Annotated in this window: 16 protein-coding genes; 9 read left to right on the forward strand and 7 right to left on the reverse strand. The window is 32.9% G+C overall.

The genetic code is table 11. The annotated features are described in order from the left end of the window. Positions 1-88 precede the first annotated feature (88 nt). The 5 genes from ACNRYB_RS15785 (at position 89) to ACNRYB_RS15805 (ending at position 3096) form a co-directional block, all read left to right on the forward strand. Complete coding sequence (locus tag ACNRYB_RS15785; RefSeq protein ID WP_473727862.1) at positions 89-259, forward strand: hypothetical protein; 171 nt, start codon at positions 89-91, stop codon at positions 257-259. Then, complete coding sequence (locus ACNRYB_RS15790) at positions 237-803, forward strand: hypothetical protein (protein ID WP_473727863.1); 567 nt, start codon at positions 237-239, stop codon at positions 801-803. The genes ACNRYB_RS15785 and ACNRYB_RS15790 overlap by 23 nt, the downstream gene beginning before the upstream one ends. 261 nt (positions 804-1064) lie before the next feature. Then, the gene (locus tag ACNRYB_RS15795; RefSeq protein ID WP_473727864.1) at positions 1065-1502 is read left to right on the forward strand and encodes a hypothetical protein; all 438 of its coding nucleotides are present in this window, start codon (positions 1065-1067) and stop codon (positions 1500-1502) included. 15 nt (positions 1503-1517) lie between these two features. After that, positions 1518-2162: a hypothetical protein gene (locus ACNRYB_RS15800; RefSeq protein WP_473727865.1), complete on the forward strand. Its 645-nt coding sequence runs from the start codon at positions 1518-1520 to the stop codon at positions 2160-2162. A 493-nt stretch (positions 2163-2655) separates the two neighbouring features. Next, positions 2656-3096 carry a hypothetical protein gene (locus tag ACNRYB_RS15805; protein ID WP_473727866.1) on the forward strand — a complete coding sequence of 147 codons (441 nt, stop codon included), beginning with the start codon at positions 2656-2658 and terminating at the stop codon, positions 3094-3096. A gap of 262 nt (positions 3097-3358) precedes the next feature. Here the strand turns inward: ACNRYB_RS15805 and ACNRYB_RS15810 are convergent, their stop codons facing one another. From ACNRYB_RS15810 to ACNRYB_RS15820, 3 genes are all read right to left on the reverse strand, one after another. Then, positions 3359-3502: a hypothetical protein gene (locus tag ACNRYB_RS15810; RefSeq protein ID WP_473727867.1), complete on the reverse strand. Its 144-nt coding sequence runs from the start codon at positions 3500-3502 to the stop codon at positions 3359-3361. A gap of 180 nt (positions 3503-3682) precedes the next feature. Next, positions 3683-4066, reverse strand: a complete 384-nt coding sequence (locus tag ACNRYB_RS15815; protein ID WP_473727868.1) for a hypothetical protein — start codon at positions 4064-4066, stop codon at positions 3683-3685. 87 nt (positions 4067-4153) lie between these two features. Then, the gene (locus ACNRYB_RS15820) at positions 4154-4570 is read right to left on the reverse strand and encodes a hypothetical protein (RefSeq protein ID WP_129747119.1); all 417 of its coding nucleotides are present in this window, start codon (positions 4568-4570) and stop codon (positions 4154-4156) included. Positions 4571-4714: 144 nt separating this feature from the next. Here ACNRYB_RS15820 and ACNRYB_RS15825 point away from each other — a divergent pair, with 144 nt between their 5' ends. Both ACNRYB_RS15825 and ACNRYB_RS15830 read left to right on the forward strand, forming a co-directional pair. Continuing rightward, positions 4715-5944: a multidrug effflux MFS transporter gene (locus ACNRYB_RS15825; RefSeq protein WP_473727869.1), complete on the forward strand. Its 1230-nt coding sequence runs from the start codon at positions 4715-4717 to the stop codon at positions 5942-5944. 131 nt (positions 5945-6075) lie between these two features. Then, positions 6076-6375, forward strand: a complete 300-nt coding sequence (locus ACNRYB_RS15830) for a DUF4242 domain-containing protein (RefSeq protein WP_237421293.1) — start codon at positions 6076-6078, stop codon at positions 6373-6375. A 113-nt stretch (positions 6376-6488) separates the two neighbouring features. Here ACNRYB_RS15830 and ACNRYB_RS15835 read toward each other — a convergent pair whose 3' ends face one another. The 4 genes from ACNRYB_RS15835 to ACNRYB_RS15850 all read right to left on the reverse strand — a co-directional run bounded on the left by ACNRYB_RS15835 (position 6489) and on the right by ACNRYB_RS15850 (position 11506). Further along, complete coding sequence (locus tag ACNRYB_RS15835) at positions 6489-7754, reverse strand: NAD(P)/FAD-dependent oxidoreductase (RefSeq protein ID WP_473727870.1); 1266 nt, start codon at positions 7752-7754, stop codon at positions 6489-6491. A gap of 80 nt (positions 7755-7834) precedes the next feature. Next, complete coding sequence (locus ACNRYB_RS15840; RefSeq protein WP_473727871.1) at positions 7835-9169, reverse strand: DEAD/DEAH box helicase; 1335 nt, start codon at positions 9167-9169, stop codon at positions 7835-7837. A gap of 158 nt (positions 9170-9327) precedes the next feature. Beyond that, positions 9328-10863 (reverse strand): DEAD/DEAH box helicase, encoded by a 1536-nt coding sequence (locus tag ACNRYB_RS15845; protein ID WP_008464114.1) that lies wholly within the window; start codon positions 10861-10863, stop codon positions 9328-9330. A 109-nt stretch (positions 10864-10972) separates the two neighbouring features. After that, positions 10973-11506: a DUF6155 family protein gene (locus tag ACNRYB_RS15850; protein WP_473727872.1), complete on the reverse strand. Its 534-nt coding sequence runs from the start codon at positions 11504-11506 to the stop codon at positions 10973-10975. A 141-nt stretch (positions 11507-11647) separates the two neighbouring features. Here ACNRYB_RS15850 and ACNRYB_RS15855 point away from each other — a divergent pair, with 141 nt between their 5' ends. Together ACNRYB_RS15855 and ACNRYB_RS15860 are read left to right on the forward strand one after the other, a co-directional pair. After that, entirely contained in the window at positions 11648-11941 is a 294-nt protein-coding gene (locus tag ACNRYB_RS15855; RefSeq protein ID WP_008464118.1) for a DUF3817 domain-containing protein, read from the forward strand. Beyond that, positions 11934-13181, forward strand: a complete 1248-nt coding sequence (locus ACNRYB_RS15860; RefSeq protein ID WP_473727873.1) for a mechanosensitive ion channel family protein — start codon at positions 11934-11936, stop codon at positions 13179-13181. Before ACNRYB_RS15855 ends, ACNRYB_RS15860 begins: the two co-directional genes overlap by 8 nt. The last annotated feature ends 149 nt before the right edge of the window (positions 13182-13330 follow it).

Below are 13330 nucleotides of genomic sequence, written 5' to 3' on the forward strand. Positions count from 1 at the left end.
TTGATTATCCATGAGATAGCAGAGGTAATTATCGAGAAACTAAAAGAGCGCAGAGAGCGCAAAAATCAACAGTTAAAAAAGGAGGAAAATGAAATCTATTAGTACAATTACAAACGTTCTTAAAATTATTGTGAAATACGGTGCATACATTGCTGTAGCTGTAAAAGTCGTGCAATATGCGCATGACGAATTTGTTAAACTGAGCGAAGAAAATAACGCTCCAAAACCTGCTGAGAATGTCGAAAAGCTTTCTGAATAAAACGGGGTTGCCTCTTGGGTTGCGAAATAATAATCCTGGCAATTTAAGATTGACGAATATCGCTTGGCAGGGAAAAATACCAAATAGCGAAAACAAGGGCAAAGGTTATGAGCAGTTTGTAAATGTCCATTATGGAATTAGAGCAATGCTCAAAGATTTGATAAATGACATTAACGAAGGAAAAAACACCGTAAAACTTTTAATTTCTGAATATGCACCTAAAAGCGATAATAACGATACAGATTCTTATATTAAATCTGTTTCTACAACATTGGGGGTGTCTCCTACTGCAAGGCTTACGCAGATTAACTCTGCGTTTCTACTTAGTCTATCAAGGGCTATTTTAAAGGTCGAGCTAGGTAAAGAGTATCATAAATTAATAACTGATACCGATATTATCAAAGCAATTACAATGCTTGGAGATGTATCGACACCGACATTAAAAGTCGTGATTAACAAATTTGAATTAGCAAAACAATACATAATTCCTGCGTTAATCACAATCGGTCTTTTTTTTTATTCATACGTAACAATAACAATTTAAAAACTCACAGAAGATGGAGAAATTAAAACAATTTTGGCAAGAAAACACTAAAGCGATTTTAATCGTTGCGGGTGCTTTAGTAGCATATTTTATTTATACAAAAATTAAACAAAATCAAAAGTAATGAGAAACACTAGGAATAGAAAACCTAGCTTCTTAGATTCTAAACTTGTCCCGTTCTTTAAAAAGTACGGGATTTTTTTGGTAATCCTTTTTCTAGTATTTCCTTTTGTCTACAAGTACATTAAGAAATCAATTGATATGGTAAAGGATACTAATCTGGAATCTAAGAAAGCGCAGAATTCAAGCGAAAACGGTAAAGCCGACCCTACTATTATTAAGGCTAAAGTTGGGGATATAAAGAAAAAATACCCGACTATTCCATCTAAAACAATGGATATGATTGTTGCTTCTGCTTTTAAGATTGCGGAAGCTTTCGGAACTAATGTTGACGACAATCATGTACTTTTTGGCGGTACAATTGATTTGTACAATATTAAGGCTATGACTGAGGATGAAGCCACAGCAATCAAGTACTTAAAAAAGCATACGGGTACATTTACGATTTTGGAAGATGTCTATTATAAAACAGCGACCAAATCGAAAAATTTGAGAAACGATATCATTAAATATCTTTCAAAGTCAGAATATAATGATTTGGCAAAATTCTATAAATCTAAAGGCTATAATTGGCTTTAAAATAAAGAAAACAAGATGTATACACTATACTATTTAAATAGAAACTTACAGATAGGAACGATAAAAGCGGAAACTTTGGACGCTCCTATTTTAATCCCTGAAGACTTGGTTTTTTCGGATTTGAGAAAAGGAATCAATTTTATTAAAGAGCCTCATGAGTGCATTGCTTTTACAGATATTGAGCGTTTAATTATGCAGTCGCAATTTAATGATGTAGAATTGGTAAAACAGGCAGATTTTAGGCGTGCAAACACTTATCTCATACCTTTGTGTCCAATCGACCCCGTATATTTAAGTTTTGATTTTAAGCCTAAGATTCATATTTATGAAGGAACACAGCATCTGTCAATTGTGGATACTGACCAAACAGGCTTGCAGGCTCTTTTTTCAGTTGATGGAGTGGCTTACCCAGAGAGATTTGTTTTCGATTTTGACTATTGGCATAGTCCAGAGGGAGACGCGCAAGACGGAAATGTATTTGGCGGTACTGCTTATGACTTAGAGGCAGGCCACATTTTGATTGGTTTCCATTTGGATATGAAATTTAGGGATGATGTTTCTAATAGCAATTCGATTCCTAATTTTAAATCGATGTACTTTAAGAACAAGACAACAGGACATATAAGTCATACGTACGACCTGACATCATTCTACGTATAGCAGAATTTTAACAAGAAAATTAAAAATTATATGTATATTTGGCAAAACTTCAAGGAGAGATAAAAGCATCGCAAGTGTTTCTCTCGGCGATAAAAATCAAGTATCATGAAACATGACTATCTTACTATAGGAGATAGTACCGTATTTTCGGTACTATCTTTTTTTGCTACAACTGTAATTTTTTTTTTATCTCTTACCCCTATTTGACATGGAAGATTTTAAAAATAAAAACGACTACTCGGTAACGGTTTATCACAATAACGAAAAGAGATTATTCACGGAGTATGTGCACTCAATTTACCATTACACCCATTGGTTAAAAAGACAGTCAGTACAGTGGGATTATATTTTGGTGTATGTCAGACGAACTCGTGCTGTACTCTGCTATTATAAGTTTGGAGATTTTATAGATGCAAAACCAAATTTTTCTACTAGAGGAAGAATAAAAGCTGGTTGGTAAAACAATAAAGAAAACTAATTATAAAACTAAATCATGAAGAAAATTACATTACTACTATTTTTTATTTCATTTTCAGCTTTTTCGCAGATACATTTTTTAACCCATCAAGATGAAAAAATTTCTTATTCAGAGTATGATAATTTTAAGTATATAGCTTCTATTCATCCCAATTTTTCCGCTAGTGAAAACATAAAACGATATTATGATAATGGAAAAGTTCTGCTATATTCTACTTCAGAGTTAAGTTCAGAAGATAAAACATGTGTAGTGTATATATATCCTAGTGGGACTATTGAATACACTATAACGCTAAAAATTAAAGGTCAAGCTGTAACTGAACAAGGCACTTTAAAGATAAATGGAGTAAATTATTTTCTTAGTATAACGTCTTGTAACGAGAAAACATGTGAATGTTGGGTCTTTGTAAATAAAGAACAAGTTTACAAAGGAAATGCAGAAATATTGAAAAAATAGTTCAAAAAAAAAAGAGGCTCGAACGGTATCGCAAGTACCTCGCCTCTCATTGATAAAAATCTATGACAAATATAAAAAAAAATATTAAATCGTCAAAACATACTATAAATTATAGGTCAGAATTTAATAGTTAAGATTGAGGATCAAGGCTTTGTAAAATCAAACTATTTAGATTCTTTTTCATATTTGTTACTTTTTTCTCTCACTGCTATTTATAATACCTTTTGCATTTTACGATAACCGGCAAAAAGCAATTAAAAATTTATTCTAATGATTTTTCTTTTTTCGCTTTTATCCTTTTAATCATTTCACTGTGTGGGATAATTTTTCCATTTTTAATTTCGTCTTTAGCTTCTTGAATTTCTTTCAATAATTCTTCTAAAGTTGTATCTGTTCTTTCATTCATTTTATTTTAAAACTTTATGTGTTTAACTAGATTCAAATCATTTAACCAATACTTAGTTGGTCATCAATCGTTAATTGGAATAATACTTCACCATTCAAATCAACATTTTTATAATTTCCATCAGATTCAAGCTTCTTCTCTCATAGTTTAAAGATGATTAATTAATAACACAAAAGAATGTTATTCATATAATTTATTCAAAATCATTTCTTTTGGTACAACATCACCTCCGCCATTTTTATTGAACTGGATTACGTTGTCGTTTACAAATAAAACTGCGCTAGCTGTAACTCCGTTTTTATCTTTTAGTTTTATTTGCGCTTTATCTCCGTGCGGATAAACATGTCCGGAAACTTCTAAAATTCCTGAATTTAAATCTTTGTGTTCGCTTGTAACTTCAGCGGTTCCAAAAATCTTATAATTTGACTGAGCTATTGTAATCGTAAAAAGATATTCTTTCTTGCAGTCTTTGCATTTTTGGCTTCCCCAAGTACCTGAGAATTTGTTTTGCTGTGAGAATGCTTGCATGGAAATTAAAAATGCCAGGAAAAGAAATTTTTTCATTGTAGTTTGTTTTATTAAAATCTGAACCAAATATAAATCAAAAAAGCATCACAGGTTTGCGATGCTTTTTCTAAAGTTTTTTTAAACCTATAATTTTTTCAAATAAACCGATTTTCCATTTAACGAAACGTCAACCTGATTTGTTTTTTCGTTAAACGTAGTTCGTAAAGCATTTCCGTTAAATATTGTAACGTCGCCATACACATGTCCAGTTTCATTAGAAGTATAATCAAATTTTACTTTTTTGTTTCCTGGTTCGATTCCTAATTTATAACTTGAAAATTTTGTGCCTCTTAAATCAAAATCCTGTTGCGAATCGATAATTTTACCGTCAGCGTAAAAATTCGTGACCGATTTGCTTAAGGTAATATCCGGATAATATTGGTTTACTTTTTTTAAGAGTTCGTATTGTTCAATACTAGCTTCTTCTTGTTTAGATGTAATGGTCTGTGCAAATGTAATTGATGTGCATAAAACTGCAGCTAGTAAAAGGTACTTTTTCATAATTTTTAATTTAAAGATTAATAAACAGTTACACTAAATAATGTTGGCAATTACTTTAATTTATTATTATATACTTTCTCAAGTTATACTACAAGGTATGAAATCTTTACCTTTACAAAAAATTATAAGCCACTTTTTAAGATAATGACAACAAAAAAATATATTCAGCTTATACTGATATTGGGTTCTTTAACCGCTCTAGGCCCTTTTTCAATCGATATGTACCTGCCTGGTTTCTCGGGAATTGCAAAAGATTTAAATACTACTGTTGCTAAAGTTTCGATGAGTTTATCCAGTTATTTCATCGGAATTTCTGCTGGACAATTGCTTTATGGGCCTTTATTAGACCGTTTCGGACGTAAAAAACCTCTGTTTGTTGGCCTTTTGATCTACATTTTAGCTTCTTTAGGATGTATTTATGTGGCTGATATTGATGCTTTTATAATGCTTCGTTTTGTTCAAGCTATTGGTAGCTGTGCTGCAACTGTAGCTTCTGTAGCAATGGTTCGAGATTTGTTTCCTGTAAAAGATATTCCGAAAGTTTTTTCACTTTTAATGCTTGTTGTGGGACTTTCTCCAATGCTGGCGCCAACTATTGGCGGTTATGTGACAGAAGATTTGGGTTGGCATGCTGTATTTTTTATACTAATGTGTATGGGAATCGTGATCTTGGCTGCTTCACAATTCGGACTTCCAAATACATATAAGCCAGACACTTCCATTTCGTTAAAGCCGAAACCGATTCTGTCTAATTTTCTTTTGGTAATAAAAGAGCCTCAGTTTTATACGTATGCGTTTACGGGCGCTGTCGCTTTTTCCGGATTGTTTTCTTATGTAGCGGCTTCTCCACTAGTTTTTATGGATATTTATAAAGTTGATGCTAAAACTTACGGATGGATTTTTGCTCTTATGTCAGTTAGTTTTATTGGTTCAAGTCAGTTGAATTCTATGCTTTTGAAGCGATTTTCGAGCGAACAGATGATTTTTGGAGCTTTGATTTCTCAATCTGTCATTAGTATAATATTCTTGATTTTGGCTTTAAATGACCTTTTAGGATTGTATCAAACTATCGGAATGTTATTCTTGTTTCTGGCATGTTTAGGAATTTCAAATCCAAATACTGCTGGATTGACGCTAGCTCCTTTTGCTAAAAATACCGGAAGCGCTTCTGCATTAATGGGTGCCATTCAGCTTGGAATTGGCGCTTTGGCTTCGTTTGCAGTTGGTGTTTTTGTGAAGGATTCAGTAACGCCAATGGTTGCGATTATGACGACTACAACTATAACCGCATTTATAATTTTAAGTATCGGCAAACGATTTATCAAGCAAAAAGTAGAATTGTCTGAAGATGACAGCATTGCTTCTGTTCATTGAATTATAACGCAAGTGATTAAAAATCAAAAGGTAATAATTGATTTTGCGCTTTTATTTCAGTAATTTTATAGGACTAAAATGAAATGGAATCCAGAAACCATTTTAAAAACGGGGCGAAACCGAAAAGCCACATGAGTAGGAATAAATTTCTAAAGATTATGCCTAAATATGTTATCGAAAGAGAAATCCCAAATGCCGGTAAACTTACATCTGATCAATTAAAAAGTATTTCGCAGGCCTCCTGTGGCGTACTTAGTCAACTAGGAACTCAAATTCAATGGGTAAACAGCTATATTACAAACGATAAATTATATTGCATTTATATAGCGCCAAATGAAGAAATGGTTTATGAACACGCTAAATTAGGAGGTTTTCCAGCCAATTCTGTAAATCAGGTCACAGGAATAATCGACCCAACTACTGCTGAATAAATAATTAATATTCCAAATTACAGAATTGGAAAGCGTTAAATACCAAAAAGCCAAAAACACTTTGTTTTTGGCTTTTTTATTTTTCAATACATTGGAATTTGGAATTTAAAACTCTAATTTTGTGTCTTTTTATCTGGTCTGATAATCATCCTAAGCGATTGATCCTTTGCGAAATATGCGACCATCCAGTTCCAAAAAGTATTTAATCTGTTTCTGTAAGTAATCAAAGAAATTAAGTGAATAAACAGCCAGATGATCCAAGCAAAGAAACCTTTGAAATGCCATTTTGGACTTGGCAAATCAACAACGGCTTTAGCTTTTCCGATAATCGCCATAGATCCTTTGTCTTTGTAAGCAAAAGGTTTAAGCGGTTTGTTGGCAACCATAGCCTTGAAGTTTTTAGCCAGATTCAAACCTTGCTGAATAGCTACTTGTGCAACCTGCGGATGACCATCAGGGAAATTTTTATCTCCTGCTAAAATAGCAGTGTCACCAATTGCATAAATATTATCTACGCCGTTAACTTTATTGAATTCATCAGTTGCCATGCGTCGTCCGCGTCCATAACTTTCTTTAGGAATTCCTTCGAAAATTCTAGCAGAAACACCAGCAGCCCAAATTAAGTTTTTGGTTTTGATGGTTTCTCCATTTTCAAAAACTACCGTGTCATCAACGTAATCTACAACTTTAGTGTTTAGTTTTACCACAACTCCAAGTTTTGTTAGAGCTTCTAGAGTATCTTTTTGAGAATCTTTGCTCATTGGCGCCAAAAGTGCATCGCCGCCATCAACCAAATAAACATTGCTCGCAGAAGTATCTAATTCTGGATATTCCTTTAACAGAATATTTTTTCTCATTTCGGCAAACATTCCAGAAACCTCCACTCCTGTTGGCCCTCCTCCTGCTACTACAATTGTAAGTAATTTACGTCTTTTACGCATATCTTTACAAATAGCAGCTTTTTCAAGGTTTTTAAGCAATGTATTACGCATTACGATGGCATCATTTAAGGTTTTCATCGGAATAGCGTTTTTCATCACGTTTTCCATACCAAAATAGCTTGTTTCTGCTCCAGTAGCAAAAACAAGGTAATCGTATTCTAGTTCTCCGTTGCTTAGAGTGATTTTCTTTTCGGCAGGAGAAACAGATAATAATTCGCCTAAACGAAAACTAAGATTTTTTTTACCAGCAAAAAATTTTCTAAACGGATAACTAATGCTCGATGGTTCTAAAAATGCCGTGGCAACTTGATATATAAGTGGTGGGAAAAAGTTATAATTATTCTTGTCTACAAGCGTTACTTGTATTTGAGGCTGATTTACAAGCTCTTTTGCCAGATTAATTCCTGCAAATCCACCTCCAATAATGACTATTTTCATATATGTTGTATTAAGTAGGATTATAAAATAATTCCTTATAAATATACAACTTTAATATGCAATGACAATTGTCATGTTTGCTACTTTTTAATTTTTTTAACTGTTTTTTCAACTATATCGATTTTGTTCTGTAAGACATAACTTGCCATTAATTTCTCGATTAGTTCGTCTTTCGTTAAATGATGAAACACAGTTTTTACTTTCGTTTTTAAATCAGCCGAAAGTTCATGATTTGGCTTTGTTTTAAAGATTTGTCTTGCCCACAAAAGCATATTATTTTCTTCTACACTTGCAGCTGAAGGTTTTTTAAACTCAGAAAACTGAATTCCTAATTCTCTTTCAAAATCGGCAATTTCAAAAACTTCTTCTTGCTGCAAAACCGTCAAAGAAAGCCCTTTTGCTCCTGCCCTTGCGGTTCTTCCGCTTCGGTGAACGTAATTTTCGTAAGTATCAGGTAAGTGGTAGTTTATCACATAAGAGATTTCTTTTACATCAATTCCTCTCGCTGCCAAATCGGTTGCAACTAAGATATTGATATGCCCTTCGCGAAACTGTTCCATAATTCTATCACGAATTCCTTGCGTTAAACTTCCGTGAAGCGCTCCCGAAGAAAATTTATTGATTGCTAAATTTTTTGCTAGTTTATTAACGGCAGCTTTCGTTTTACAGAAAATAATTCCTCTTTCGCCGTCTCTAGAATTCAAGAAATGCATTAAAACTTCCAGTTTTTCAATCGGATCAACTACAATATATTCGTGATCAATTCCTTCGTTTCCAACAGTTTCCATGTTGGCACTTATCTGAACTACATTTTTATGCAAATAATTCTGAATCAGCTGTTTTATCGTTCCAGGAAGTGTCGCTGAAAATAATAAAGTGCGGTGTTTTTTTGGAATTTCAGCAATAATTTGATCTAAACTTTCTTTAAGAATCGCCACCATTTCGTCAGCTTCATCCAAAACCAAATACTCAGTTTGTTTTAAATTGATAGCTTCTCTCTGAATCAAATCGATTAAACGTCCCGGAGTTGCCACAACGATTTGAGCACCTTCTTTTAATCTTTCTATTTGTGGTTTTATCGGAGTTCCTCCGCAAATTTGAGCAATAGATATATTAGGAATATATTTTGAAAAACTTTCTAAGTTTCTAAAAATCTGCTGTCCCAATTCTCTTGTTGGAACCAAAATTACAGCTTGAACCGTTGTTGATTCTGTATTAACCAATTGCAATAAAGGTAATCCAAAAGCGGCAGTTTTTCCTGTTCCTGTTTTGGCTAAACCAACAATATCATGGGTTTCGCTCAAAAATAACGGAATTGTTTTTTGTTGAATTTCTGTTGGTTCAACAATGTTTAATTCGCTTAAAGCTTTTAAAATTGGAGCTGAAATTCCTAATGTTGAGAATGGTTTAGACATAATTATTTTAGATTTTTGAGTTCTGATTTTAGATTTTAGATTTGATGCAGATTACTCAATATTTGAATGTTTTTTTGGGATGACTTGAAAATAAAAATCTTTGCCAAAGTTTTAAACTTTGACAAAGATCATATAATTTTTTGTATTAATTGAAATTATCAATCCGGTTCGTTCATGATTTTCTCACGATACTTTTTACCAATTAATAACGTTAATCTTTGTTTGTAATCGTCAACTAGCCATTCGCGGTAGTTTTTACTGCATTGGCTTAAACATTTAGAATAGCGTTTGATGCGATCTTCGATATCATCTTCTAATTCTCTCGCAAGCATTTTTGCTTCCTGAAGTGTTTCGGTATTATCAACGCACATCGAAGCATGCTGATCTAGAGATTTATCCAAAACGACTTTAGAACGAAGATTCTGTTTAATGATTAATTTGTGTTCTTCATCAACATCAAAACTAACATCTGCCGTTTTGCTGAATTTTGCGCGCAATTCTGGTGGCATGCTGTATTTAAAGAACATCTCAATTTCGTGATCATCACGAAGATTTTCCAAATAAAACTCTGGCGATTTAAAGATGTGCTGCCAGTTTACAGGATCGCTCCATAAACCGAAACGTGCGGCATTGTTTCCTAAATCAATAACCGTAAATTCGTCTTTTCCTGGTAATTTACGAGAACCACGACCGATCATTTGGAAATATAACGTCAACGATTTTGTTGCTCTGTTCAAAATAATAGTTTCTACAGTTGGTTCGTCAAAACCAGTTGTCAAAATTCCGACAGAAGTTAAAATCGCGTCTGGAGTCTTTTTAAACCATTGCAGAATGTCTTTACGCTCTTCAGAACTGCTTGTGTTATCTAAGTGTCTGATGTCATAACCCGCTTCTCTAAACGTTTCATATACATATAAAGAAGTATGAATACCGTTATTGAAAATCAAGGTTTTCTTTCCTAAAGAACGTTCTGTATAGGCATGAAGCAGTTTTTCCTGCATCAAAGTGTTGGTATACAAATCGTCTGAAGATTTTACAGTATAATCTCCATTGATACCCACTTTTAACGAAGTCAAACCAACGTCATAGCTGTATGTTGTTGCTTTTGCCAAGAAACCTTTTTCGATTAATGAACCAATTGTATCACCAACAATAAGTTCGTGGTAGCTTTGGTGCATTGGTAATTTTATATTAGAACTCAAAGGCGTTGCCGTTACTCCAAGGATAAAAGCATTTTTAAATGAGTTTAATAATTTTCTAAATGAGTTGTAGTGTGCCTCATCAATAATAACCAAACCAATATTATCTAGATGAAGTTTTTCATCATTAATACGGTTTTTTAAAGTTTCAACCATTGCCACAAAACATGAAAAATCATTCTGGTCTGGCAATTCTTTTACTTTACTATTGATTATTTTGTTTGTAACGCCAAAACCTGTTAACATTTTTGAAGTTTGTTTACAAAGTTCAATACGGTGCGTCAAAACCACCACTTTTTTATCATTATTAGACAAATAGCGGCGTACGATTTCAGAAAATATTACTGTTTTTCCTCCTCCAGTTGGAAGCTGATACAGTAAGTGGTGTTTCGGAGGAGCATTATCTAAACGGTCAAAAATAGCGTCAATATCGCCTTTTTGGTATGCATACAGTTCTTTTTTATCTTCTCTTTGTATTTCTAAAGTTTGAGACATTGTTTATTTTTGGATTTTTGCAAAAATACATCGAAAAAACAGTTATTCATCCTCTTTTAACCTAAAATAAATATTTTTTTTGAATAAAGATTTTTTATGAGAAAGGGTTTTAGTAGTCGATTTTCTCTAAAATTGCCTCAAATTCGTATCTATTTTTCCATTTTTGATTTAAAGTTTCCTCCAAAATGGCATTAATTCGTAATTTAAAATCATTAAAAATTCCGTTTGAAACAATGTAATTTACTGCCTGTTCAAAAGAATTAAAGAGGCTTTTGTAAAACAATTCCTGCTTGATGAAATTTTGCGAAGAAAACGTTTGCGCAATTTCAATATTGTAAAGCATAATATCGGCTACAACATACGAGTCTACACCCAACATCATAAAATGTTTGATTAATTTCTGAGCAACAGATCTTCTCATTTTGGCTTTTGGACGCCATTTTGCTCCAGATTTTTTGATTGGGAAATATTCGTGCGAGATTTTGACTTTTGCTTCCTGAAGCAATTTGTCTTCTTTTGGATTAAAAACAAAGTCATAATACACCTTTACAGGAGCAAATTTCTCGTACAATTCTATCAATTGTTCTTCTAATTGCTCTTTTGATAATTCGCCTAAATATTTTTTTAAATCTCTTTTACTCATAGAGTAAAGGTAATTTTCAAAATTTTAAATTCCAAATTCCAATTTTCAGCCTATTAAACTGATTTAATTTGTGAATTTTTAAATCCTAAAATCAATCCAGAATCCTTAATTTTGCTGGCATAAAACTTAAAAAATATATACATGCTCAAGATTTTCAAAGTTACTGCCATTTTAGAGGGAATCTCTTATTTAGTATTATTCGCTAATATGTTGATTATCAAAAATAATAATCCTGAACTTTATCATACATTATTACGTCCGTTAGGAATGACCCACGGTGTTTTATTTATCGGATACATTCTTTTAGCCTTTTTATTGAAAAAATCAATGAATTGGGATTTAAAAACTTTTGCAATTATTTTAGTGGCTTCTCTTATTCCGTTTGGAACTTTTTACATTGAGAAAAAATATTTAGAAACTAAAGCAAATGCATAAGTTTTTGGAGAAAATATTTAATTTTTTATATCCTGTTTTTAGAGATTGGGGAATGAGCCGCAATGTGGCGTCTTATACCAGTCTGATCTTTAATATCGCTATTTTAATAGCATTGGCTTACGTAATTTATTATGCTGCCAAATTTCTTTTGGTTACTTTGACCGCCATTTTTGCACAGCGTACCAAAACAAAGTTTGACGATTATTTAATTCAAAACAAAACGACAAGATATACCGCTTATTTAATTCCGTTTTTCTTTATTTATAAAGCAGTTCCTGTTATTCTTGATAAATATGAATATTGGGAATCCATGTTTGGAAAAATAGTCGGTATCTATATTGTATTGCTTGGATTATGGATTGTTCGAACTGTTTTTAATTCGCTACGCGATTATTTAAAACAAAAACCAGAATACAGCGACAAACCAATTGACAGCTTTGTTCAGGTTATTATGATTGTGCTTTGGATTTTTGGAGTTGCCATGATTATTTCGACTTTATTCGGAATTAAAAAAGGTGAACTTTTAACTATTCTAGGAACACTTTCGGCAATTATCATCTTGATTTTCAGAGATACAATCCTTGGATTTGTTTCAAGCGTTCAGGTTGCCATAAACGATATGGTTCGTATTGGCGACTGGATTACAATGGATAAATTTGGAGCTGATGGAGATGTTATTGAAATCAATTTGACAACGGTAAAGGTTCGAAATTTTGACAACACCATTACCACAATACCGACTTACGCTTTAAGTTCAGATTCGTTTCAGAACTGGCGTGGAATGCAGAAATCTGATGGAAGACGAATTAAAAGACATGTTTTAATTAAAAGCAGCACAATTCGTTTTTTAAACGATGAAGATTTGCGTCAATTGCGAAAAGTACAGCTCATCACTTCTTATATTGACAGCCGTCAAGCGGAAATTGATCGATATAATGACCTCCGAGGAATTGATAAAACGCTTTCACTAAATGGCCGAAATATGACCAATTTAGGATTGTTTAGAAAGTATATTATGCAGTATTTACACGACCATCCGGGATTGAATAAAAATATGCATATTATGTGCCGACAGCTGCAATCAACGGAACATGGAGTTCCATTGGAAATTTATGTATTTTCAAGCGACAAACGCTGGGCAAATTACGAATATATCATGGCCGATATTTTTGATCACGTAATGGCATCTGTAAGATACTTTGATCTTGAAATTTTTGAATTGCCTTCTACGTTAAGTTAGATTTTGTTTCAAGTTTCAGGTTTGAAGTTGAAATAGATTGTGTGTATTTTACCGCAAAGTTCACAAAGGTTTACGCAAAGTTCGCAAAGTTTTTTAGACAAAGCTTTGCGAACTTTGCGTTTTTAAGGCTTAGTATGTCAAAAAACCTT

The organism is Flavobacterium sp. CR10 (genome assembly GCF_055814415.1).